At 72.0% G+C, this 24,197-nt stretch carries 16 protein-coding genes; 5 read left to right on the top strand and 11 right to left on the bottom strand.

Going from position 1 to position 24,197, the window contains the following annotated elements:
• Positions 1-243 precede the first annotated feature (243 nt).
• Both eccB and eccD read right to left on the bottom strand, forming a co-directional pair.
• The gene (gene eccB, locus ACQ9ZG_RS26600) at positions 244-1,812 is read right to left on the bottom strand and encodes a type VII secretion protein EccB (RefSeq protein ID WP_499281295.1); all 1,569 of its coding nucleotides are present in this window, start codon (positions 1,810-1,812) and stop codon (positions 244-246) included.
• A gap of 46 nt (positions 1,813-1,858) precedes the next feature.
• Positions 1,859-3,265 carry a type VII secretion integral membrane protein EccD gene (gene eccD, locus ACQ9ZG_RS26595; RefSeq protein WP_499281294.1) on the bottom strand — a complete coding sequence of 469 codons (1,407 nt, stop codon included), beginning with the start codon at positions 3,263-3,265 and terminating at the stop codon, positions 1,859-1,861.
• 448 nt (positions 3,266-3,713) lie between these two features.
• Here eccD and eccCa point away from each other — a divergent pair, with 448 nt between their 5' ends.
• Positions 3,714-7,667 carry a type VII secretion protein EccCa gene (gene eccCa / locus ACQ9ZG_RS26590; protein WP_050451622.1) on the top strand — a complete coding sequence of 1,318 codons (3,954 nt, stop codon included), beginning with the start codon at positions 3,714-3,716 and terminating at the stop codon, positions 7,665-7,667.
• Positions 7,668-7,725: 58 nt separating this feature from the next.
• On the opposite strand, the gene ACQ9ZG_RS26585 is transcribed toward eccCa, so the two are convergent.
• The 4 genes from ACQ9ZG_RS26585 to ACQ9ZG_RS26570 form a co-directional block, all read right to left on the bottom strand.
• The gene (locus ACQ9ZG_RS26585) at positions 7,726-8,994 is read right to left on the bottom strand and encodes a S8 family serine peptidase (RefSeq protein WP_499281293.1); all 1,269 of its coding nucleotides are present in this window, start codon (positions 8,992-8,994) and stop codon (positions 7,726-7,728) included.
• Positions 8,991-12,302, bottom strand: coding sequence for a right-handed parallel beta-helix repeat-containing protein (locus ACQ9ZG_RS26580; RefSeq protein ID WP_109916654.1), 3,312 nt, complete (start codon positions 12,300-12,302; stop codon positions 8,991-8,993). Before ACQ9ZG_RS26580 ends, ACQ9ZG_RS26585 begins: the two co-directional genes overlap by 4 nt.
• A 143-nt stretch (positions 12,303-12,445) precedes the next feature.
• A complete protein-coding gene (locus tag ACQ9ZG_RS26575) occupies positions 12,446-13,756 on the bottom strand; it encodes a ricin-type beta-trefoil lectin domain protein (protein WP_499281292.1) in 1,311 nt (436 codons plus the stop codon).
• Positions 13,753-14,448, bottom strand: coding sequence for a type VII secretion system-associated protein (locus tag ACQ9ZG_RS26570; RefSeq protein WP_109916112.1), 696 nt, complete (start codon positions 14,446-14,448; stop codon positions 13,753-13,755). The genes ACQ9ZG_RS26575 and ACQ9ZG_RS26570 overlap by 4 nt, the downstream gene beginning before the upstream one ends.
• Before the next feature lie 793 nt (positions 14,449-15,241).
• Between ACQ9ZG_RS26570 and ACQ9ZG_RS26565 the strand changes: the two genes are divergently transcribed.
• The gene (locus tag ACQ9ZG_RS26565) at positions 15,242-16,063 is read left to right on the top strand and encodes a mannose-binding protein (RefSeq protein WP_258312223.1); all 822 of its coding nucleotides are present in this window, start codon (positions 15,242-15,244) and stop codon (positions 16,061-16,063) included.
• 16 nt (positions 16,064-16,079) lie between these two features.
• Here ACQ9ZG_RS26565 and ACQ9ZG_RS26560 read toward each other — a convergent pair whose 3' ends face one another.
• On the bottom strand, positions 16,080-16,736 hold the full coding sequence (locus ACQ9ZG_RS26560) for a hypothetical protein (RefSeq protein ID WP_109916111.1): 657 nt from the start codon (positions 16,734-16,736) through the stop codon (positions 16,080-16,082).
• A 7-nt stretch (positions 16,737-16,743) separates the two neighbouring features.
• Positions 16,744-18,027, bottom strand: a complete 1,284-nt coding sequence (locus tag ACQ9ZG_RS26555; protein WP_146225749.1) for an acetate and sugar kinases/Hsc70/actin family protein — start codon at positions 18,025-18,027, stop codon at positions 16,744-16,746.
• Between the two features lie 769 nt (positions 18,028-18,796).
• Between ACQ9ZG_RS26555 and ACQ9ZG_RS26550 the strand changes: the two genes are divergently transcribed.
• The 3 genes from ACQ9ZG_RS26550 to ACQ9ZG_RS26540 all read left to right on the top strand — a co-directional run bounded on the left by ACQ9ZG_RS26550 (position 18,797) and on the right by ACQ9ZG_RS26540 (position 21,138).
• Complete coding sequence (locus ACQ9ZG_RS26550; protein WP_219995621.1) at positions 18,797-19,075, top strand: DUF6003 family protein; 279 nt, start codon at positions 18,797-18,799, stop codon at positions 19,073-19,075.
• A 272-nt stretch (positions 19,076-19,347) separates the two neighbouring features.
• The gene (locus ACQ9ZG_RS26545) at positions 19,348-20,007 is read left to right on the top strand and encodes a hypothetical protein (protein ID WP_499281291.1); all 660 of its coding nucleotides are present in this window, start codon (positions 19,348-19,350) and stop codon (positions 20,005-20,007) included.
• 258 nt (positions 20,008-20,265) lie between these two features.
• Positions 20,266-21,138, top strand: coding sequence for a lytic polysaccharide monooxygenase auxiliary activity family 9 protein (locus tag ACQ9ZG_RS26540; protein WP_109916109.1), 873 nt, complete (start codon positions 20,266-20,268; stop codon positions 21,136-21,138).
• Positions 21,139-21,516: 378 nt separating this feature from the next.
• Here ACQ9ZG_RS26540 and cas6e read toward each other — a convergent pair whose 3' ends face one another.
• The 3 genes from cas6e to cas7e are packed head-to-tail and all read right to left on the bottom strand — an operon-like array spanning position 21,517 to position 24,175.
• Entirely contained in the window at positions 21,517-22,182 is a 666-nt protein-coding gene (gene cas6e, locus ACQ9ZG_RS26535; protein WP_109916108.1) for a type I-E CRISPR-associated protein Cas6/Cse3/CasE, read from the bottom strand.
• Entirely contained in the window at positions 22,179-23,003 is an 825-nt protein-coding gene (gene cas5e / locus ACQ9ZG_RS26530) for a type I-E CRISPR-associated protein Cas5/CasD (RefSeq protein ID WP_109916107.1), read from the bottom strand. The genes cas6e and cas5e overlap by 4 nt, the downstream gene beginning before the upstream one ends.
• Entirely contained in the window at positions 23,000-24,175 is a 1,176-nt protein-coding gene (gene cas7e, locus ACQ9ZG_RS26525) for a type I-E CRISPR-associated protein Cas7/Cse4/CasC (protein WP_109916106.1), read from the bottom strand. The genes cas5e and cas7e overlap by 4 nt, the downstream gene beginning before the upstream one ends.
• Positions 24,176-24,197 lie beyond the last annotated feature (22 nt).

The following is a 24,197-nucleotide window of genomic DNA, read 5'->3' as shown; positions in this document are numbered from 1 at the left end:
TTGATCCGATGTTTCCCCGAAATGAACGCGGACGGGGTCCGGATGGCCACGCGGCGGGGTTCAGACAGGAAACGGGCACCGGAGGAATCCGAACGGGCACCGGGGCGGCCCATTTTCTGAGCTTTATCTGAGGTTCCTCCGGAGAATTCCCCACCAAATCTCCCCGAGCGGCACCGGGCCGTGCGCGCCGCCTGGACCGCCCCTGATTCCCGTTCTCGGCCCTGTTGGGGGTGTTTGCGTGGATCATGGCCGGGAGTCGGCGGCTCCGACGGCACCGGGCGATCCGGCCGCCGCCTTCGCGCCGTCCGCGCACCGGGGGGCGGTGACCCTGGGCTCGGCGGCACCGGTGGCCGCGGCCGGGTCCAGGTCCGCGCCGGTCGGCAGCGCCGCGAGGAGCGGTGCGGGAACGGAGCCGATATCGCCCTCCCCGTACCCGAGCGCCGCCAGGGCGTCCTTGCCCGGCACGCGGTACTTCACGCCGTTCTCCGCCACCAGGTAGGTCGTCGACGCGTGGGCCGCACCGCTGGCGTGCAGGGCCCGTACCAGGGCGCCGTGCCCCGGCCGGACGACCGTGGCGTCGGTGGAGGCGCAGGCCTCGGCCAGCGGCTGGGCGGCTCCCCGCGAGAACGCGACGGGGGCCAGCCCGGTGAGCGGGACCAGGACCGACCGGATGCGGGCGCCGCCGTTGCCGCCGTCGACCTGCGCGCAGAGTGCGGTGCCGCGCGGCGCGGACTGCGGGGCGGGAGGCGTACGGGGCAGCTCCGCGCCGGCCGCCGGGGGCGTGGCGGACTCCTTCGCGCGGTGGGTGCGCAGCGCGTCGGCGCCGACCGCGCGGGCCTGGGGCGAACTCCCCTGGTAGGCGTCCTTCTGGGTGGCCGGGTCGCCCAGCACGAGGGCGGCCTCCAGCCGGGAGAGCGGCACCAGGCCGTCCTTGCGGAGCAGGTGGTACGTGCTGTCGCCGCCGGGGACGCTGACCTCGAAGAGCTGGCCGACGCGGCTGGGTTCGCCGCCCAGGACCGGGCCCTCCTCGCCGCGCCCGGGGACCTCCGGGGGCTTCAGGGCCGGGCCGGGGGCCAGGGCGTCGAGGAAGGCGGCCGAGACCGGCATGGCCCGCTCGGAGCCGTAACCGAGGGCGTTGCGGGCGTCGGAGGCCCGGTCCAGGGGCAGCCGGCTGCCCCGCCACACCAGGTACTCGGCGCGGTCCGGGCCGCTGACGAGGACACCCCGGTCGGCGCCGACGTCCTGGGTCTCCAGCGGGGCCCCGGCGACCAGCGTGGTGGCCCCCGCCTCCTCCACCCCGGCGCCCGTGACGCCGCCGGAGGTGCTGGGCAGCGCCCCGTCCGGGCCGGTCACGCACATGTGCCAGGCCCCGGGGTCCAGCTGGGCGGGGCCCGGCAGGGTGTCGGGGGCGCCGGGGATGCCGGCCGGGGAGCCGACGGGGACGTCCCGCAGCGAGGCGGTGGAGACGTCCACGGCCTTGAGCTGGGCGCCTCCGATCAGCCGGGCGGAGGCGTAGTTGCGCACCGGGTGGAGCACCCCGTCGGTGCCGGTCCACAGGTAGCGGGCCCCGGTCTCACGGTTGACCACCAGGTTCTCGCCCTTGCGCCAGGTCTCGTTGCCGCCGGGGCGCAGCAGCCCGTAGACGGTGGTGCCGGCCCCGATCAGGACGGTCACCAGGATGCCGAAGACGATGCCCCGGGTGGTCCGGCCCAGCGGGCTCTCCGGGGCGTCCGGGTCGGCCGTGAGCAGGCCCGAGCTGAGCCTGCCCATCATGAATCCGTGGGCCTGCACCTGGTCGCGCTTGGACTGCACGGCCTCTCCTCAACTCGTCTTCCATCAAGCGGCGTACGGGGGGAACTCAGCCGAACAGGCCGCGCAGCCAGCCGAAGAGGCCCGCGACCCATAGGGCGAACGGCAGCAGCGCGACCGCGAGGCCGGTGTGGGCCAGCTCCGCGGCCCGGCCCCAGTAGGGCAGCATCCGGCGGCCGGGCACGACCCACGAGGCGGTCACGAGACCGGCAGCGGCGGCGAGCAGGACCGCGAAGACCACCAGGCGGCCGTCGGCGTCGCTGTCCACCGCCCAGGCCCGGGCGAGCAGCAGCAGCCCCCAGATCCCGGGGACCACGAGGGTGAGGCGCTGGCCGATGTCGATCAGGCCCCGGGCGTGCAGGAGCAGCAGCAGGGACAGGGCGAGTGCGGTGAGCGTCTCGGGCAGGTCGGGGGTGTGGGCGAGGACGGTCAGGGCGGCGGCGACGACCGTTCCGGTGGCGGCGAAGAGGGCGGTGACCCAGCGCCCGGCGAGTTCGGTGCGCTCGGCGACCTCGTCGCCCGCGTACGGGTCGATGCCTTCCTGGAGCTGTCCGGCGGAGGAGGGCAGGGCGGGCATCCGCATCCCGGCCAGTTTGAAGGCGAAGGGGGCCACGGCACCGGCGGCGAGCGCGACCACGGTGGCGACCAGCGCGACGGCGGCGGGCACGTCCAGGCCGGAGTAGCCCATCAGCCCACCGGAGATCGCGGTGGCGACCGCGACCACGGCGGTGGCCAGCAGCGCCGGGGCGCCGACGGCCGTGGCCGCGAGCGCGAGGACCGCGCCGCCCGCGGCGGCGGCACCGGCCGCGAGCAGCCGGGCGCCCACGACCTGGGCCGCGTCGGGCCCGGTCAGCTCTCCGCCGGGCAGCACCCAGCCGACCAGCGCGAAGCACGGGGCGACCAGCAGGCCGAGCGCGGTGGCGGAGAGCCGGTCCCCGATCGCGCGGCTGGCGGTACCGGCCCCCGCGAGGAGCAGCACCCCGGCCACGGTGGCGCAGGCGGCCCGGATGCCGGCGGAGCCGGTCACGCCGGGCTGGAAGAGCAGCACCAGGGCGGCCGCCACGGTCGCCAGGGCGGTCCCCACGAGCAGGCCGCGGGCCGCCCCGGCGTGCCAGGTGTGCAGCCGCCGGCCCACCGTCTCGGCGATCCCGTCGACCAGGTCGTCGAGGCGGGCCTCGGGCAGCGCCTCGGTGTGCGGGCGCAGATGGAGCACGGCCCCGTCGGCGAGACCGGCGCCCGCCAGGGTGGTCTCCTCGTCGAGCGGTGCGTCGCCGAGCCTCTGGAGCACCCATCCGGCGTGGTCGAGCCCGGCCTCCTCGGCCTCCTCACCGACGTACCGCAGGAGGGTGGGGAGGAGGTCGGCGACGGGCACGTCGGCGGGCACGGCCAGATCGATGGTGACGCTCGGCGCACGTACGGTCAGGCGGCATGTTTCGGCCACCGCACTGTCGGTCATCAGCAGAACTCTCGTCTTCCGTGCGGGCTTTGACAGGAAGGTTCCCCGGGAGAGGGAATGTGCGAACAGTACGGATAAGTCCGCGGCCTGTGAACCGGGCGGCCGGGCGGGGAAATTGTGCCCGCGCACTCGTCGGCCACCACTCCCGCGTGGACAGGGCGCGTTCCGTGAATGCAGACTACTGCCTGCGGCCACCGGCCGTACTGCGGGCCGGTGGAGGAATCCGGCGGGCTCCGTCCGGCCCGGAAGTCCGGACACACCCGTCATCCGCTCGAAACTTTCACCCGGCGTTCATCGGTGCACCCCGCCCGAGGAATCCCCCGGGTGCGGTCTTTCCTCCTCCCGGACGCGCCGGTATTCGGCGCGGGCCGGAAAGCCAGTGAACCGGAGGTTCTGTTCCTTGAGTGTCGTGCTGTTTCGCCGTCCGGCCCGCAGACGCGGGCCGGAGATGCCCGATGGGCAGTTGACCCTCCAGGAGCCACCGGTCCTCGCGGAGTCGGTGCCGGACACCTCGGCGGTGTGGACGTACCTGCCGATGGCGCTGATGTCGGTGTCGATGATGCTGATGTTCCTGCGCCCCGGCGGCGGGAACGGCGTCTTCATGTATCTGGCGATGGGCGTCATGGCGCTCTCCGCCGGTGCCATGCTGCTGGGGCAGCTGATGCGCCGCTCCAGCGAACGGAAGCAGCGGCTGAAGGGGGAACGGCGGGACTATCTGCGCTATCTGGCCCAGACCCGCAAGCGGGTGCGGACCACCATCGCGGAGCAGCAGCGGGCGCTGGCCTGGCGCCACCCGGAGCCGGCGTCGCTGCGTTCGCTGGCCCGCACCACCCGGCTGTGGGAACGGCGCCCGGCGGACGAGGACTTCGGCGAGGTCCGGATCGCGGTCGGTGAGCAGCAGCTCGCGCTCACCCTCACCCCGGTCTCCACCCGGCCGGTCGAGGACCTGGAACCGCTCTGCGCCCACGCCCTGCGCCGCTTCATCCGCGCCTACTCCACCATCCCGGACCAGCCGCTCGGCCTCTATCTGCGCTCCTCGGCCCGGATCCTGCTGCGCCCCGAGGAGGGGCCGGACGGGAAGCCCGCGGAGGACGGGGGCGAGGACGTACGGGCGCTGGTGCGGGCGCTCCTCGGACAGCTCGCGGTCTTCCACGCCCCCGAGGAGCTGTGGATCGCGTTCTGCGTCAGCGACGAACGGCGGCCCGACTGGGAGTGGGTCAAGTGGCTCCCGCACGTGCTGGATCCGCACGAGGAGGACGGCGCCGGGCAGGCCCGCCGGATCACCGCCGACCTCACCGAGCTGGACGACCTGCTGGGCGCCGAGTTCGCCGAGCGCCCCGGCTTCGACCCGGACGCCACCCCGGGCCGCGACGAGCCGTACACGGTCGTGGTGGTGGACGGGGTCGCCATCCCCGAGGGGCACCGCTGGGAGGGGCACGGCTACCGCAACGCCCTGGTCCTGGACGTGTCGGGGGCGCTGCGCTGGCGGCCCGGCCGCAACACGCTGCGGCTGACCGTCGGGCCCGAGCAGGTGAACCTGGTGCGCACCGACCGCAGCCGCAAGGAGCGTTCGGTGCCGCTCGGGCGACCCGACCGGCTCGGCACGCTCGGCGCGCAGGCGCTGGCCCGGCTCCTCTCGCCGCGCCGGATGAGCCTGGGCTCCGACATCGCGCAGCCGCTGGAGACCGATGTCGAGCTGACCACGCTGCTCGGCATCCCCGATCTGCACCGGCACGACCCGAAGACCCTCTTCGCCCGGCACTCCGGCTCCGGCCGGCTGCGGGTGCCGATCGCGGTCGGCGTGGACGGCCGCCCGGTGGAGCTGGACATCAAGGAGTCCGCGCAGGGCGGGATGGGCCCGCACGGCATGCTGATCGGGGCCACCGGCTCCGGCAAGAGCGAGCTGCTGCGCACCCTGGTCCTCGGCCTCGCCCTGACCAACTCCTCCGAGACCCTCAACTTCGTCCTGGTCGACTTCAAGGGCGGCGCCACCTTCCTCGGCCTGGAGGAACTCCCGCACACCTCCGCGGTGATCACCAACCTGGCCGACGAAGTCGCCCTGGTGGAACGTATGCAGGACGCGCTGCACGGCGAACTGATCCGCCGGCAGGAGCTGTTGCGTTCGGCGGGCAACTACACCTCCGCGCTGGAGTACGAACGGGCCCGCGCCGCCGGGACGGACCTGGCCCCGCTGCCCAGCCTCTTCGTCGTGGTCGACGAGTTCAGCGAACTGCTCTCCACGCACCGCGAGTTCATGGAGCTGTTCGTGATGATCGGGCGGCTCGGCCGCTCGCTCGGCGTCCATCTCCTGCTGGCCTCGCAGCGGTTGGACGAGGGCCGCATGCACCAGCTGGAGAGCCACCTCTCGTACCGGATAGGGCTGCGCACCTTCTCCGCGATGGAGAGCCGCGGTGTCCTCGGGGTGCCCGACGCCTACGAGCTGCCCGCGGCTCCGGGCGGCGGCTATCTGAAGTCCGGGGTGGAGGCGCTGACCCGCTTCCGGGCCGCGTACTCCTCGGGGACGTACCGGCGTCGTACGGGCGCGGTGGTGCAGGCCCGGGTGGCGAGCCAGGTGGTGCCGTGGACCAGCGGCTGGGTGGTGCCCCGCACCCTGGAGGCGGCGCCCGAGCCGGAGCCGGAGGCCGAGGAGGGCGACGAGGAGGCGCTGATCGACGTGGCGCTGGACCGGCTGCGCGGCTCCGGGCCCGCCGCCCACCAGGTGTGGCTGCCGCCGCTGGACGAGCCGTCACCGCTGGACGCGCTGCTGCCCGGGATCGCCCCGGACAAGGTGCGGGGGCTGACCGCGGCGGGCTGGCCGGGCACGGGCAAGCTGCACGTGCCGGTCGGCCTGGTGGACAAGCCGTTCGAGCAGCGCCGCGACCCGCTGATGGTGGACCTCTCCGGGGCGGGCGGCCATGTCGCCGTCGCGGGTGGTTCGCAGAGCGGCAAGTCCACGCTGGCCCGCACCCTGATCGCCGCCCTGGCCCTCACCCACACCCCGGCCGAGATCCAGTTCTACTGCCTGGACTTCGGCGGCGGCGGCCTCTCCCAGCTCGCCGGTCTCCCGCATGTCGGCGGGGTCGCCGCCCGGCTCAACCCGGAGCGGGTCAACCGGGCGGTGGCCGAGGTGATGGCGCTGCTCGCCCGGCGCGAGCAGTTCTTCGTGGACCACACGCTGGACTCCATGCAGTCCTACCGGCGCCGCCGGGCCGCCGGGGAGTTCCCGGACGAGCCGTTCGGTGATGTGTTCATGGTGGTCGACGGCTGGTCCACGGTCCGCCAGGACTACGACGACCTGATCCCGAAGTTCAACGAACTCGCCGCCCGGGGCCTCAACTACGGCATCCACCTGATCATCACCACCACCCGCTGGGTGGAGCTGTCCGCCCAGGTCCGCGACCAGGCGGCCACCCGTCTGGAGCTGCGGATGGGTGACCCGATGGACTCCGAGATCGACACCCGCAAGGCCCGTTCGGTGCCGCGCACCGGCGGCCGGGGCATCACCGCGGACAGCAAGATGCACTTCCTGGCCGGTCTGCCGCGCCTCGACGGCAGCGGTTCGCTGGAGGACCTGGGCGAGGGCGTGGCCCACCTGGTCGCCGAGGTCTCCCGGCACTGGCACGGCCCGTCCGCGCCGCAGATCCGGATGCTCCCGCACCGGCTGCCGGTCTCGGAGCTCCCGGCGCCGGAGGCCACGGAGGGCGGCGGCATGCGGCTGGCCCTCGGTCTCGACCAGGAGGCTCTGGAGCCGGTCTGGCACGACTTCAGCCGGACCCCGCACATGATCGCGGTCGGGGACACCGAGAGCGGCAAGACCAACCTGCTGCGGCTGGTCACCCAGGGCATCACCCGCCGGTACACCCCCTCCGAGGCGAAGATCATCGTGGTGGACTACCGCCGTACGCTGGTCGACGCCATCCCGGAGGAGTACCGCATCGGGCACGTCATCTCCCTGGACAACCTGAACGAGACCATCGAGGGTGCCGCCCGCGCGATGAAGACCCGGGTGCCCGGGGCCGACATCTCGCCCGCCCGGATGCGCGGCTGCGACTGGTGGACGGGCCCGCGCCTGTTCATCCTGGTCGACGACTACGACATGGTCTCCGGCAACTCCTTCCAGAGCCCGTTCGAGCCGCTCTTCGAGCATCTGAACCTGGGCTTCGAGATGGGGCTGCACCTGGTCGTCGCCCGCAGCGCCATGGGCGCGGGCCGGGGGCTGAGCGACGGGCTGATCCGCCGCCTCGACGAGGCCAACAACCCGGCCGTGCTGCTCTCCTGCCCGCCCACGGAGGGCCGCCTCTTCGGCAACGCGAAGCCGCTGAACCTGCCGCCGGGCCGGGCCCTGCACATCCAGCGCCGCAAGCCGCGGCTGGTGCAGACCGCGCTGGTCGACGAGGGCTGAGACGGTACGGAGGAGGCCCCCTCCCGCGGTCCGCGCGGGAGGGGGCCTCCTCCGTGTCTCAGTGCTCGCCCGCGGTACCCGCTCCGGCCGGCCGCCAGCCCCGGGATCGGGCCCGGGAGAGGGCGAATCCGGCCCACAGGAGCGAGAACACCCCGGCCGAGCCGAGCAGCACGAAGAGGACGGCCCGGCCGGTGGCGCGGTCGGTGCCGGAGGTGTCCCGTACGGCCACGGGCTCGGCGGCGGGCGGCGGACCGGCGGCGGGCGCGCCGGAGCCGGCCCGGACGGTGGTGACGGCGGCGTACGCGTCGAGTTGGGGTATGTCGGCCGGATAGGCGGTCGCGGTCAGCCTGCGGGCGGCCTCCTCCGCCGACGCGTCGGGGTGGGCAGCGCGGACGACGGCGGCGGCTCCGGCGGCGTACGCCGTGGCCACCGCGACACCGCCGCCGAGGTAGTGGCCCTTGCCGCGCGGCCCGCCGGAGACGACGCCCGCCCCGGGGGCGGCCAGGTCGACGTCGCCGGTGGTCAGCGCGCGGTCCGGGCGGGACCCGGCGGGCAGCATGTCGGCGACCGACAGCACCCCGGGCTCGCCGGCGGGCCAGTAGGTACGGGCGGGGATCTCGTCGGCGGAACCGCGTGCGGGGGTCTCCGGGGTGGCCGCCGCGACCACCAGCGCCCCCGCCTTGCGGGCGTCCGCGACCGCGCGGGTCAGGGCGGCGTCCCGGCGCGGCAGGGCCACCGCGACGGCGATGACGTCGGCCTTCGCCTCGGTCGCCGCGCGGACCGCCGCCGTGACCAGGCCGGGCTGCGGGACGCCGGTCCGGTCGGTGCCGCGCAGGCCGAGGATCCTGGCGGCCGGGGCGGCTCCGGCCAGGCGCGGGCTGCCGCCGCCGTCCCCGGCGACGATCCCGGCCAGGAACGTGCCGAGCCCGACGCAGTCGTCGGCGGCGTCGCCGGAGGCGGTGACCCGCCCGCCGAGCCCCGCGGCCTTCGGATCCACCCCGGTGGAGATCAGCGCCACGGTGGTGCCCTGTCCCGTCGCGTGCCGGTGCAGCCGGTCCAGGTCGAGCCGCTGCCGGGACCAGTCCTGCTTCTCGGCGGTCGCCTTGGAGGCGGGGGTGCAGCTCACCTCGCCCTGCCGGCTGTCGAGCACCGTCGGCATCCCGGGCAGCTCCTGGCCCTTGGCCCCGTCGGCGGCGGGGACGACCGCCGGGGTACGGGCGTGGGGCGCCGCGTGGGCCGGGGCGACGGCTGCGGGGAGCGTGAGGGCGGCGGCGAGCCCCGCCCCGTACAGCAGGCGGGCCGTCGTCCCCCGGGCGGGCGGCCTCACCGGGAGACCGCCCCCGGAGCGGCGGCCGGGACGTCGGCCGGGAGGAGGATGCGCAGGTCGTCCAGGGTGGGCGCGGCCAGCGAACTGAGCCTGCCCGCCTGGCGGGTGACCATGGATTCGACCACCTGGCGGGCGAGACGGGCGTTGCCGAAGGAGCGGTCGCGGGGGATCGAGTCGAAGTACTCCTTGAGCAGCGGTCCGGTGCCGGGCCCGCACTCGTACCCCATGGCCGTGGCCTGGGCGCGGACGATGGTGACCAGCTCCTCGGAGGAGTAGTCGCCGAAGGTGATCCGGCGCGGGAAGCGGGAGGAGAGACCGGGGTTGGAGGCGAGGAAGCGCTCCATCTCGTCGGTGTAGCCGGCGACGATGACGACGACCTCGTCGCGGTGGTCCTCCATCAGCTTCAGCAGGGTGTCCACGGCCTCCTGTCCGAAGTCGGCGCCGGAGCCGCGCGGGGTGAGGGTGTACGCCTCGTCGATGAACAGCACGCCGCCCCGGGCCCGTTCGAAGACCTCGCGGGTCAACTGGGCGGTGTGGCCGATGTAACGGCCGACGAGGTCGGCGCGGGCGGCCTCGACCAGCTGGCCGCGCGCCAGCACGCCGAGCTGGGTGAGCACCTCGCCGTAGAGGCGGGCGACGGTGGTCTTGCCGGTGCCGGGCGGGCCGGTGAAGACCAGGTGGTTGCTGAGGGTGGGGACGGGGAGCCCGGCGGCGGCGCGGTGCCGGGCGGTGGTGATGAGGTTGACCAGGTCGGCGACCTCGCGCTTCACCTCGGCCAGGCCGATCATGTCGCCGAGGCGGGTGAGCGGGTCGTCGTCCGGTGCGGCGGTGCCGGAGACCGAGGCGGCGGCGGTGGCGGAGACGTCCTCGGGGAGCAGCAGCCGCAGGTCGTGCTCACCGACCTGCTCCTGCGTGGAGAGCCGGATCGCCTGCCGGTCCACCATCTCCTCGAACACCCCCCGTGCGGCACGGCCGTTGCCGAAGCCCGCGTCGCGGTCCATCGACCCGAAGTGGGCGGCCAGCGCCTGGGCCGTCCCCTCCCCCAGCTCGTACTGGTGCTGGCCGCACATGCTCTCCATGATCGCGACCAGGTCGTCCACGGAGTAGTTCTCGAACTCGACGGTCCGTGAGAAACGGGACGCGAGACCGGGGTTGGAGCTGAGGAAGGAGTCCATCTCGCGGGAGTATCCGGCGGCGACGACCACCACGTCGTCGCGGTGGTCCTCCATGAGCTTCAGCAGGGTGTCCACGGCCTCGCGGCCGAAGTCGGCGCCGCCGTTGCCGCTGTCGGCGGTGAGTGTGTAGGCCTCGTCGATGAACAGCACGCCGCCGAGGGCCCGCTGGAAGGTCTCGGAGGTCTTGATGGCGGTGCCGCCGACGACCTGGGCGACCAGGTCGGCGCGGGAGACCTCCACCAGGTGGCCGCTGCGCAGCGAGCCCAGCTCGGCCAGGATCGCCCCGTAGAGGCGGGCGACGGTGGTCTTACCGGTGCCGGGCGGACCGGCGAAGATCAGATGTCTGCTCATCGGCGGTGCGGGCATGCCGAGCTGCTCGCGGCGCTGGGCGAGCTGGGTGAGGTTGACCAGCGTACGGACCTGCTGCTTGACGTTCTCCAGGCCGATCAGCGCGTTGAGCGCGCCGAGCGGTCCGTCCGCCCGGTCCGGCGCGGGACCGTCGGCGGCGCCGGAGCCGGCCGGGTCGGTGTTCTCGGCGCTGCCGGTGCCCCAGGCGTCGCGCTTGCCGTTGGAGACGCTGTTCAGTCCGTCGACGGCGAGCCGGTCGCCGGGGGCGGTCTGCACCAGGCCGCCGCCCTCGTTCTCGCGGGCGGTGCAGTTGACGAGCGAGACGGGGGCGGTGGACTCGACCCGGAAGCCGTCCTGGGCACCGCCGTTGGCCTCGCAGCCGCTGAGCGAGGCGAGGGCGCCCTCGCGGAGCAGGAAGCCGTGGCCCTTGGGGGCGTGGACGGTGGTGCGGTTGGCGGTCAGTTCGCCGCCCGCGTCGACGACCACGCCCTCCTCGCCGGAGACCTCGACGCGGAAGTCGCGGACGGTGACATTGCCGCCGTCCTCCACGAGCAGGCCGGTCGCCGCGGTGTCGGAGACCCCGCCACCGGCCACGTAGAGGGTGGAGCCGGAGGCGACCCGGATCCCGGCGCCCTGGGGCCGGAGGATCTCGCAGTCCTCGATCCGGCCCCGGGCGTCCTTGGTGGCCGCGATGCCGTCACCGGCGGGCTCCACCAGCCGGGCCCGGCGCAGCAGCGGGTTCGCGCCGCCCTGGACGGCCACGGCGGGCGAGGAGCCGATCACCTCCAGGCGGTCCAGCTCGGGGGCGGCGTCCTCCTCCAGGAGCAGACCGGTGCCCTCGCAGTCGCGGACGGTCAGTCCGGTCAGCGCCGGGGAGGACGCCCCGGCGACCCGCAGGGCCGCGCCCTGGGAGCCGTCGACCCAGCAGTCCTCGAAGGTGCCGCGTGCCCGGTCGGTGACGAAGAGTCCGTTGCCGCGTGCGCGCGAGACCCGGCAGCGGCGCAGCACGGGGTCGGTGCCGGCGGTGAGGACCACGCCGTTCCCGGAGGAGCCGGTGACCCGTACGTCCTCCAGCGTGGTACGGCCCGCCGTGCTCAGGTGCACGCCGGTGCTGGTGTCGTGCACGACGGTCCGGACGACGGAGAGGGCGGAGTTCTCCTCCAGGGCGATGGAGGGCTTGTCGGTGGAGGAGATGTCGCAGTCCTCGACCGTGCCCCGGGTCTCGCCGTTGGCGAGCAGACCGTTGCCCCGGGCGCCCCGGACCGTGCAGTCGCGCACCCGCGCCTCGCCCTGCTCGGCGAGGACGATCCCGCTGGTGCCGAGGTGTTCGAGGGTGCAGGACTCGACGGTGGTGGGCGTGGTGGAGGTGACCACGATCCCGGCGCCCTGCGGGTTGCTCACCCGGCAGTTCCGCAGCGCCAGGGAGCCGGTGCCCCCGGCCAACATCGCGGTCCAGGCGGCGCCGATGATCTCGCAGCCGTCGAACGCGGCCTGCCCGCGCCGCACGTCGACGGCGGGCAGTTCGGCGTCCCCGCCGCGCAGGGTGAGTTCGGAAAGCATCACGGCGTCCGCGCGCAGCGCGACCACGCTGCCCGAACGCGGCCGTATCTCCACCGTGCCGCGTCCCTCGGCGGCGGTGAGGGTGACCCGGGTGTGGATCACCAGGTTCTCCGCGTATGTCCCGGGCCGGACGCTGATGAGCGCACCGGTACGGGCGACGGCGAGCGCCTCACCGATCGTCGAGAAGCGGTCCCCGGGGCCGACCGACAGTACCTGGCGCGACACGCACCAACCTCCTTGCTACGGAGACGCCCTGTGCGGACGCCCCTCTTCGCCGGTGACACGGTTTGCAGCGGTCCGGCGATGCCATCATGCCTCGCCATGGGCGGACGGACGCCGGGAGGGAGTCCCGGCGTCCGGCGTCCGGGTCAGGCGCTCCACTTCTGGTTGTCGCGCCCCGTGCACTCCCACAGGACGAGGTACGTCGACGGACCCCGGCTCTTGCTGTTGTTCGGGATGTTGACGCACATGCCGACGACCGTGTTGACCAGGTCGTGGGCGGGGTTCAGGTCGAACTTCTGGGCGGCGGACCCGTTGCACCAGGCGAGCTGGATGGGCGTGCCGTTGCGGAAGACCGCGTTGGCCACGTCCAGGCACTTGTCCCGGGCCCGGATGGTGCCGTCGGAGCCGATGCGCCACTTCTGGGCGTCGGCGCCGTTGCAGTCCCACATGAAGAGCGGCTGGCCGTCGTTGAAGTTGTGGCCGGGGACGTCGATGCAGCGGCCGGAGAGGTGGCTGCGGAAGGAGAACGGCCCCCGGAAGGTGACGGCGGGCTGGGCCTTGGCGGGCTGGTTCTTCGGCTTGGGCTGGGCCTTCGGCTCGGCCTTGGACTCCGTCTTGGGCGGATCGGCCTTCTTCGGCGGGTCCTTGGGGCCGTCGTCCTTCTTCGCCTCCTCCTTGCCGTCGGCGGAGGGGGCGGCCGGGGGTCCGGCGGGCACGGGATTCGCGGCCTTCGGCGGAGTCCGCTTCTCCTCGGCGGGCTCGGTGGTCGGCGGTGCGCTGGTCTCGGGGGCGACGACGGCGAAGTCACCGGGCGCCTCCTGGCCGTTGCCGTCGAGGACGGTCCCGGCCGCCGCCGCGCTGGGACGCCGGGGCTCGTCGTCCTTGTTGCCCGCGAGCACGAGGAAGGGTACGGAGACGAGCAGGGCGCCGACGACCGCCGCCCCGGCGAGCGCGGCCTTGCCCGGCCGCCCCACGGGACCGGCCTCCGGCTGCGGCTTGCCGATGGCGGTGGCGCTCATGGTCTTCACGAGCGCGGGGAGCCGGCTCTGGGCGGCTGCGGAGGCGCTGGGGTCGGTGTCGCCCTCGGCCTCCCCGGCGGCGGAGGGCTTCTCGGTGCCGGGTTCCTTGGTGGCGACCTTCCCGGTGGCGGCGGCCGGAGTGGAGGCCGGTGGGGTCTTCGCCATGGCCGTCTTCGTGGCCGTCGCTGTTGTCGTTGCTGTTGCCGCCGGGGGCGTGGCGCCGGCGGCCCCGTTCGCGGGCTCCGGGGGCGTACCGGTCACGGACGGGCCTCCGGCGGTCACCGGGGCCTCGTCCGGGGCGGTCACGGGCTCCTTCAGGCTCCCGGCGGACGCCTGCGGCGCACCGTCCGTTCCGGAGGCCGGGGCCGGGGTGGCGGGCGTCTCGGCCTCCGCCTGGGCCTCCGGGGAGGCGGGGGGCTTCTGGGACGAACGCGTCACGGGGTCCTCCCTGTGGTGTCGGGCCGGGGTTCGGCCGGGTCGGGCCCGCCTGCCGGGGTCGCAGGGGCCGGGCTCTCGGGGGCCGGGCTCTCGGGGTGCAGCAGGTCGGTGGCCGGGACGAGCAGCGGGGCCGCGGCCCCGGCGTTGACCATCAGCAGGGCGCCGAGGTCCGCCACCGATCCGGCGAGTTCCCGGGCGGGCAGGGTGTCATGGTGAAGTGCCGGGGACATGAATGCGTGTGTGGGCGAGGTGAAGGCCAGGACGACCGGCTTCCCGTCCTGCCCGGCGGCCATGAGCGGCCCGCCCTCCGGTCCGCGTACGACGGTGACGTCCGTCTCGGCGAGCACCGCGAGCGCCGCCTCCACCGTGCCGTATCCGGTGGCGGCGCGCTGGGCCGCCGCATCCACCGGATCGGTGGGCTCGGGCCAGCCGAGGACGCGGGCCGAGGGGCGGTACTCGGGGTTGGCGCGGTACTCGCCCACGCCCCCGTCCGCGTCGGACTGCCACTCTCCCACGACGGCCCACCCCGGCGGGGTGTCCGTCCGGGTCCACTCCGGGTCGGCGATGCCGATCCAGTGGCCCGGGGCACGGCGGGCGGCGTCCCTCACGGCTTCCGGCACCGGGAAGGCGTCCGGAAGGTCCGCCGGAACGCTCCGTGCGTCCTCGCGCCGCTCTCCGAGCGGTATGTCCACGTGAACTCTTGGCTCCGTACGAATCATCGGCCGCCTGCGGTCGGATGCACCGTCGGCAGCCAGTGGACCGGGAAGCCAACAGGATGTCACACCGGCCCAGTTCACGGGGTCCGGCAGGGTGCCCGTATCTCCGCCTGACGTGCCCGTTTGCCGCCCGAGCGGGGAACTTTCCGGGATCGGTGAGGCGTGGGCGGACAAAGCGACGCGGCCGGATCGGAGGAGAGGTCCCTCACGTCTCCCCGACCGACTACGTTGGGCACGCCCCCGAGGAGGAGTCCCCATGCCCCCCGAACCCTCTGCCCCCGGCGCCGACTCCGCGGCGTCCGGCGAGAAGTCCGGCACCGCCCCCGCGCCGACCGGCCCCCAGCAGCCCGGCACCGCGCCTTCGGCACCTTCACCGCGTGCGCCTTCCGAGGCGGCCGGGACGCCCGGCACACGCAACGGGCCGTCGGCCACGACGCCCGGAGAATCTCCGGCGGAGAAGCCACCGGCCCCTGCCGAAGCGACGGCCGGGCCCACGGAGAGCCGGGCCCCGGCCGAGGCCGGGGCGGACGGCCAGGCAGGCCCTGCGGCGGGACCCGCTGCCGGATCGGACCCTGCGGCCGGGGCAGCGGGCGGGAATGGCCCTGCGGCCGGAAGCGGCTCCGAGCCGGCCCCTTCAGCGGGAACTGACGCCGCATCGGGCGCCACGGCCGAGGCCGGAGGCGAGGCTCGCTCAACAGCAGGAACCGGGGCCGGGGAGGGGGCCGGGGCCGGGGCCGGGGCCGAAAAGGGTACCGGGGCGCCCGGCGCCGTGTCTCCCGGCGAGCCCCCTGCCACGGCGAACACCGCCGGATCGGCCGAAGGCCGTACCGAGGGCCTCGCCCTGGCCGCGGCGCTGGCCTCGAAGCCGGGGACGAAGACCCTCACCTCCACCGACCGGGACCGTCCCCGCGCACCGGTCCTGGCGGGTGCGGTGTTCGTCGGCGCCGCACTGGTGGCGATACCCGTGCTCCTGATGGGCAGCGCGAACGACGAGGAGCCCCGCAACAACCCGGCACCGGTCGCGGGGAGCGCCGACACGGTCCTCAACCCCGGTTCGGCACCGGCGGCGCTGGACGACTACGTGATGGTGAAGCCCACCCCCTCCCCGACCGAAGAGAAGAAGACCGATCCGCCGAAGGCGGCCCCCGCGCCGGCACCCCGGACGAGCGCCCCGCCGAAGCCCACACCCACCCCCTCGCCGAAGCCGGAGGCGAAGCCCGAGCAGAAACCGGAGCCGAAGCCCAAGCCCAAGGCGGCCGCGCAGCCGAACTGGGGCACCCTGACGGTCTCCGCGCCCAGCTCCATCGGCGTCGGCCAGTCCTGGGCCACGAACCGCATCCGCATGACGATGCAGCAGGACGGCAACCTCGTCGTCTACAACGAGCAGAACAAGCCCATCTGGGCCGCCATGACCTTCGGCCAGAACCACCGCGCGATCTTCCAGCCGGACGGCAACCTGGTCATCCACAACGGCGACGACCGCCCGATCTGGGCCGCGAAGACCCACGACTTCGGCGGCGCCCGGATGGTGCTGCGCGCCGACGCCAAGGTGGTCATCGTGCACAACGGGCGGGTGGTCTGGTCGACCTGACCCGGTGCCCGGCCGCCTACCCCGTGTGGACGCGCTGCTTCGCGTAGACCTGCTCGGCCACGAGATAGGCCGGTGCCACGACGAACCGGCCGGGCCGTTCCTCAGGGCAACTCGGCCAGGGCTCCTGCCAGGTTCCGTCGAGCGGTGCCCCGGCAGTGAACGCGAAGTCCCAGGAAGCCGGCATCACGGAGCCCTCGCGCTGTCGACGCATCTCCTGGGCCCTCTCGCACAGCCGGGCCGCAGCTGAGGCCAAGGGGTCGAGTCTGCTGCGGTGGACCGCCGAGAGGAGGGCGGAAGGGCTGGGCTCCGCCGTACCGAACAGGACTCGGCAGATGGCGCCGATACGCCGGTGGAGCGCCTCGGGCGGGTCCTGGGAAGGCTGTCCCCTGGCAGCCGCGCGGGCCAGGTTCTGCACCCGTTGCTCGACGAGGACCACGAACTCACGGGCGATGAGATGGTGAAGGTTGTTGTCCTGTCCCGCACCGTCGGAGCGCGGCCCTGCCCAGGCATGCGCCTCCTCCAGCTCGTCGACGCGGAGCCGGAGTCGTTCGTGATCCCTCAGGAGGGCCTTGTGGTCGCGTTCGAGGAGGGTGAGGCGGCGGGCCAGGCCGTTGACGGGGTCTTCTGGGGACGTACGGCCGAAGTCCGGGGTGCCGGGTGCCGGAATGATCACGGGAATCCTAGGCGGGGAGGAAGCGGACGCTGGTGGAGGCCTCATCGCCGCTCTTCTCGACCACGGCCCGGGCGCGGAACTGCGTCTCGCCGAAGCGGAGGTAGAGCATGACACCGCGATCCTCGTGGGCGAAGGCCATGACCTTCTCCAGGTCGACCTTGATCTCGCCGACCTTGGTGCAGCCCTCGTCGGTGATGTAACGCGGGTCGGGGTCGCGGGAGGAGTAGAGGGCAAGGTCGATCTTCTGGTGCGTGGGCTCCACCGGCATGAAGTGCTCACTGGCCTCCGTCTCCGTGTCGATGAGTTCCCCGCGCGTGACCAGCTTCGCGAACCGGGTCCGGCACCGGTCGATCCCGTCGCTGTGGGAGGAGCGCGTCGCCTCGGGGTCGACGCCCTTCTCGAAGGGCATGTTGATGTGGACGCCGTAGGTCAGACGGCTGCGACGCGCACGCGTCTGGGGCTCGTAGGCGAAGTGGGCGGCACCGAAGAGAACCGCGGCACCGGGGTCCGGGGGAACGAGCACCTTGGCCCGGTCGCCCACGCGCTGACGTACGGCGTGCTGGAGGTAGCGGGAGGCCGAGAAGCCTCCGACGAGCAGGACGACCGGCTGAGGGGCTCCGGGCACGCCGACGCTCTCGACCTCCTTGAGCTGCCCGTCGACCAGGTCGAGGATGTCCGGCACCACGGTGTCGAAGAGCTCGGCCGTCTCCTCGGCCGTGACCACGATGGCGTTGCTCACTCCGTTCTGCTTCCGCGAGAGCCGCTTGCGCACGGGCGCGCCGAGGCGCCGGTCGATCGCCGCGGGGACCGGGACGTAGATGGGGTCCTTGTCGCCGGGCCTGAAGTCGAGCTTGGCCCGCTCCCACGTCTCCATGATGTCCAGCAGCGCCTCCGGAAGGTGCTGGGCGAGGTCCGCGAGGATCTCGGCCTTGCCGTAGCGGTCGAGCAGGAGCCTGTCGCGGAAGGCCTTGTTGATCGCGTCGGAGCCGTACGGTCCGCCGGTCGGCAGCCCGACCTCGGCCATGCGGCCGTCGGCATCGTTCTCGTACGCCGTCAGATCGGCAGTCCCGCCACCGCAGTCGACCACGACGAAGCGGCAGCCGGGGGTGGTCAGGTCAACGGCGTCATCAGCCTCTCCGGGGCCGATGTTGACCCCGCTGGAGCGGGCATAGTGGGCGGCCGCTTCGGGCTCCAGCGCGAGGATGAGGCGACCTTCCTCGGCCGGCATACCGGCCTTCACGGCCAGCTCCCGCATCGTCTGCTTCTGCTCGTCGTTCAGGATCGCAGGCACGGTGAGGCACCACCGGATGACCGCGGGGCTGTAGCCGGCGGCCCGGACCTCCTCGAGGACGGATTCCACAAGTCTGGTCAGGTAAGCCAGGATCAGCGCCTCGGACCGCTCGCGTTCGGGCAGGTCCTGGAGATCGCCGCAGGCTTCTCGGCACTCGACCGCAGCCGACTCCGGATCACCGTCCTCCCTCCCGGCAAAGCCCCGCTCCCCGTTCCGCGGACGCCGTGTCCCGGGTTCCGCCATGAGTCCCATCTTGAAGCCGGAGAAGTACCTGGGAGCGTCCTGAACCGGCACCTGGGTCTGAGCCCGACGCCGGGCCTCGTAACCCCATGAGACGACCTGCCTGTCCGACCCGATCAGCAGGGCTGTCAGATTCTTCGCAGAGGCCACAGGCTGCCCCGGCCAGGAGTTGATGAGTGTCGGGTTCCTGGAGGATGCATCGTCATGGGATTTCGACTTGATGAAATATGAGGCACCGGAACCATGGGTACCAAAATCGACGCCCACGACCACGCGCGGAATGAACACAGCATCTCCTCACTAGGAATACCGGAACGAGACCGGCATCTCCGGAGAGGCCACACCCTGCGGCCCGTCCGGACGCAGATTCCCGGCAGTCGGCCGGAACGAGCAAACCGCGCCCTGAACTCTCACTCCACCGGCCTACCCATAGCGCCCATTAGTCATTTCATCTTCACGGAAGACCTGTTCAGAATTGCACATGTACACTTCTGAACACCCCGAGGCTCCAACGAGGTGATACAGCACCATGAATGACAGAGGATCAGTTCGGCCCACGCTGGGAATTCCCCCTCGGACCGAACTCTCGGTCCCGGTCCTGTCGAAAAGAACAGCCATCCCCACGGAGCCCTCCGGCATATCGGAGGCCGAGGGGAAGCTCGTCGCCTACCGGCAGATTGTTGAATCGAGGGACGAACTCATCCGTGAAGCGAGTGCGCAAGGAGTCAGCGAAGCGCGGATCGCCAAGCTGACGGGGCATTCCCGCAATACGGTGAGGAGCATCCTGGGGTCCGCCTCCTCCCCCTGACCGGCCGGGGAGACAAGGCGACCCACGCCACGGGCCCGCCACCGGCCGACGCGTCCGCGGACGACAGGCGCTCACGCCCGCTGTCGCTCCGGACCGGACCGTTCCGGATGCCGCCGAACGGCACGGGCCGGCGCTCCGGCCGATGGCATCCCGGCACAGCGGACACGGAAACGAACAGGGCCGGATTCCCTCGTCATGCCACCGCCGTCTTCTACTGTCGGCCGCCCACGACAGGCGCTCCTGACGGAAGGCACCCCATGGCAAGAAGCGGCTTGCACCGCGCACTCACCAGGCCGGCGCTGCTGGTCGGCATCTGGACAGCGGTGATCGCGATGACCGCGTCGGTCGCGGTCGCCCGGCCCGTACCCGACCCGGGTTCCGCGTCCGCTCCGCCGCGCGACGACGACCGGTCCGGAGTCTCCCGGTATTTCGTCGGCCCCGAAGGCCTGGCCATCCCGACCGCGCCGTGCGATCCCGCCGGCCCTTCGGCCGCGGACGGCACCCTGGCCACGCGGCTCAACCCGCAGCTCGGCAACAAGATGGCCGGCCATCTGGACGCGTACCGGATGTCCTGCGCGCGCATGGTCACCCAGGCGGTGAAGGAGCGCGGGCTCAACCGGCGGGCCGCCGCGATCGCCATCGCCACGATCATCGTCGAGTCCAGCATGAACAACTACTCGCAGGCGGTCGACCGGACCAGCATCGGGCTGTTCCAGCAGCAGGACTGGTGGGGCAGCCGGGAGCAGCGGCTGAACCCGGCCTACGCCACCAACGCCTTCCTCGACGACATGGAGCGGCGCTACCCGAACGCTTCGTGGAACGACGCGCCGATCGGCGAGGTGTGCTGGCGGGTGCAGCAGCCCCGGGAGGACCTGCGCCATCTGTACGGGATCGAGGCGGCCGACGCCACACTGATCGCCGACGCCCTCTGACCGGGTGCGGACGGTGGGTCCCGGCACCCGTACACCTCTGGCCGGGCGGTGTTCCGGCCGTACGGATACGCGATCGGGCAGCGGCACCGCACTGCTCTTCACTCCCTTCGGCCACTCCCTTCTCTTGTGGATTGGTATGGACCAATGCCATCCTGCTGCTGACTCGGGTCACCATCCCAACTCACCTCATTCGGGATGGCGTTGCCGAAAGTTTCCGCAAGAGCCCCCACAGCCGCACCTGTACGAGAGCGAGCACCCATGTCCACTGCCCGGCGCCGCATCGCCCTGGCCTCCGTCGTGTCCGCCGCGACCCTCATCTCCCTGGCGCCCTCCCCCGCGAGCGCGCACGGCTCCGTCTTCGGCCCGGTCAGCCGGGTGAGCGCCTGCTTCGCCGAAGGCCCGGAGTCGCCGAAGTCCCAGGTCTGCAAGGACCTGGTGGCCGATTCGGGAACCCAGCCGCTCTACGACTGGAACGAGGTGAACATCGCCAACGCGGACGGCAGACATCAGGAGATCATTCCCGACGGGAAGCTCTGCTCCGCCAACCGCGAGAAGTACCGCGCCCTGGACTGGGCCCGCACCGACTGGCCCGCCACCAACGTGGGCGCGGGCTCCTACGACTTCAACGTGCGCGTCACCGCACCCCACCTCGGCACCATGACGATGTACATCACCAAGCAGGGCTACGACCCCACACAGCCCCTCAAGTGGTCCGACCTCGACCCCACCCCCGTAGGCACCTACGCCACACCTCGTACCAGCGACAACGGCTACTACCACTTCACCGGCAACCTCCCCGACCGCACAGGCCGCCACATCGTCTACAAGGTCTGGCAGCGCCACGACAGCCCCGAGGCGTTCTACGGCTGCTCGGACGTCGTCTTCGGCACGGCGGCCCCCACCGCGGCCAAGGCCAAGGCCCCCACCGAGACCAAGATCGACGCGGGCACGGCCCACTCCACCGTCAGCCACCACGGCCACGGCGGCGACGAACAGCCCCCCGCACTCCTCTCCGCCACCTCCCAGCCCACCACCTCACCGCTGACGAACGCCCTGACCTGGGCCGGGGGCGCCGCCCTGTTCGCGGCGGTCGCCCTGCTCCTCGGCCGCAACCGCCGCCGGACAAGCTGAATCACGGCGCCGCCCTGATGTCCTGTCACCCGGGCGGGCATCAGGGCGCCGCCGCACCACCACACGTGGCAGTCGAATGCTGGAGGACCCGGGGTTCCGATGACCGACGTCACGACGGCACCCCCCACCCACCGCCCTCTCCCACCATCGGCGGCCCTGGAGAGCTGACGCACCCCTCCGCTCGACCTCACGCCGGTCTCTCGTCACGTCCTTCCGGTACGCGCAGTGCACGTCAAGCAGGACCTCGGCAGACTCGCGACCAATACTCTGATATGCAGCCTGATCTGCGCCAGTGCCGCCTCAGAAGCACAGAGGCCTGACAAGCAGGAGCGCTGCGGCCAAGAGCCCGGCATGGCTTCGGTCGGCGTGCGGTTGAATTCAGCGAGCGGGGGCAATAGTGAGAAGTCCGCATCCGTATGCCTTGCCGCGCCCGATTCCGGTAGCGAGCTTTTCGCGAAGCAGTTCCACGTCGAGGACTCGGGCTGTTCCATCGAATTGCGTGCGGGCATGCTGAATTCTCTGTTTAGCAGCAGGGCCCCGGTAGCCATGCTGGCCTCGTACAGCGGGGAGGCGGTGGGCGGTGATATGCAACGGTTCCAGCCCGCCTGCGTTGGACTGACGTTCCCACCATTCAACAGCGGCATTGCCGCTCAAGGCCACGATCGGCGGGAGTTTATAGGTTTCCCGAGAGGTGGCACCTGGCTTCCGCACGGGGTTGGCTACACATCGATAGTTGACGGTCATTCCTTTGTGCAGGTTCGACAACAATGCGTCGAGTGATCGCGTTTCGACGTTGCCGTAAGCGCCTGGCAGGCGTGAGGAGTCCGGTTCCATCTGGCTCTGTAGAAGGATTTGCGGACCACGTGGGCTTTCCTCAGCTCGGAACAAAACTCCAAATGCGGCCCGCGCCGGTCCTTCGACTCCGTCGGGAAACATCTGCAGCATCCGTTGGTGCAGCCGGATGCCTTGGTCGCTGCCGCCGAGGTCCCTTCGGGCTTCGCGAGAGCTGGGTGAGGGCACGATGCGAGTCAGCCACAGAGTCACCGGGCGCTCCCTTCCGGTTTAACGAAATGGGCGTCGACATACGTTTGGAGCCTTTCCAGGTAGCCGGCGCCGAAGCCTTCGTATGCGGCTTCCGGCAGGTGTACAGCTCGCCGGTACAGCAGCCGGGGCCGGTAGTGGCGCTCCAGCGGGGCGAACGACAGCGGCTCGTCGGTGACTTCGCCGCTGTGGTGATCGCCGTCGCCCCTCTCCGGGGCGTCGGTGTCCACGGGGAGCACCCCGAGCGGTCTGTCGCTGTAGAAGTCGGTTGTCTGCGGGCCGCGGCGCGGCCTCTTGGCTGACAGGGGCAGCCGTACGAGATGGTGCAGTGGATCTTCTACGGTTCCCAGCAGGATCGGTCCCTCCGGCGGGCAGGAACGGCGGCCAAGGAACAGGGGCCAGCGCGGGTCACGGAGAGCATCGGCGCAGACGCGGAGCAGTTCTGCGTCGTCGGAGATGAGTGCGAGGGTGAAGGCCGCGTCGGCCAGATATTGACGCTTGGAGACCAGAGTGCCCTTGTCCTCGGCCCTGCGTTTTCCGTCAACGGTGATCACCTTTTCGTCAGCGGGTAGCCCACCGCCTACGGTGTGAAAGTCGGACAGGACGACGCCGGGGCGGTCGACCCGTACGGTCATCGACAGTGGCGTGAGGTCGCCCAGAGGTTCTCCGCGCTCACGCCCAAGACCCGCGGCCAGCATGCCCACAACACCGGACCGTGTGGGGAATCTGGCGGTGTCACGCAGGAGGTACTTGCTGTGGGTGCCCCAGGACTGCAGTGGGCCGGCCAGGCGCAGCAACAGCCCGCGGGTGGGTTGCTCGGTCACTGCGGGGCCTCGGCGAGCGCCACGTCGACGGCGGCGGTGACGAGGGCTTCGAAGGACGCGTGACGCTCGCCGAGGTGCTCCAGGTTGTCGAACTGGAGGGAGGCGTGCGCCGCGTGGAGAACGCGACTGGCGCCAAGAAGCGTGTTCGCGGCCTTGGAATAGGCATCAATGCCCTCCACGGAGCGCGCGACGTAGCCTCCGTGCAGGGCGGACAGTACAGGCTCCTCGAAGGCTGCGGCGAAAGAAAGGGGCCGGTCGGAGCGGACCGCCACGTGGACCAGGTGCGGGAGCGAGTGCGGGGCGGTGGAGTTCTTCTTGGCCTGCGGAAGCGACTCGATGAAGGAGAGCAGGAACTGGCCGGCGAGTTCGCGGGCGGCATCGACGGCGATGTCGCTGTCATCGCTCAGGTTCTTGGTGAGTTCCTGCAGGTCGACTGTTGCGAACCGGTACAGGGTGCCGGTGCTGAACTCGGCCGTGCCCATGTGGCCGCTGCCTGTTTCATCGTTTTTTGTCACGGTGACATCATCGACGGCTGCGAAGTAGTCGAGTTCGACCTCGGTGGTGTGGGTGGTGAAGGCGTGCGCGACCTGGACGGCACCGTCGACACCGGCATGGTCGACCTCGGCGAGCATGCGGCCGAAAAGGTTGATGACGCCGTTCCTCTTGAGAAGGATCTTGTCGATCTTCCCTTTCAGTGCGCTCTCAGGCTTCGTCCTTCCCTTGCCTGTGAAGTCGGTCGTGAGCGCGTCCTTGTGGGCTTCGGCGATGTCCGCCAGTTCCTCGACAGCGTCTTCGGGGAGGTAGATGAGCGCGTTGGTCAGAACCTTGTTCGTGATGGGCTGCTTGTCCTTCCCCTTGGCCACCTCCCACTTGATGCTGCTCCCCGCCGCAACATGCGCACCGGCACGTCCGGCAAGCGCCTCATCCCACCCACGGTCGCGGAGAACTTCGGCGACCCGCTCACCGATACGGCGTGTACGCAGCGCGCTGTCACCGAGCGCTTCCTGGAAGTGCTCACGGATGGCCCGCTTCCAGGACTGGCTGGAGATGCGGGTCCGCAGGGCATCGCCGTAGAGCATGGTCTTGACCGAGTTGGTGTCATCCCGATTCAGGTTCGCGTACGGAACGGGCTGAACGACGTGGATATCGACGAAGCGTGGCTTGAGGGCCATCAGGGAGCTCCTGTGGGTGAGA

It is taken from the genome of Streptomyces araujoniae, from assembly GCF_050871195.1.
In the GTDB taxonomy this organism is placed as follows: domain Bacteria; phylum Actinomycetota; class Actinomycetes; order Streptomycetales; family Streptomycetaceae; genus Streptomyces; species Streptomyces bacillaris.
This window is presented reverse-complemented; position numbering and strand designations above follow the sequence as displayed.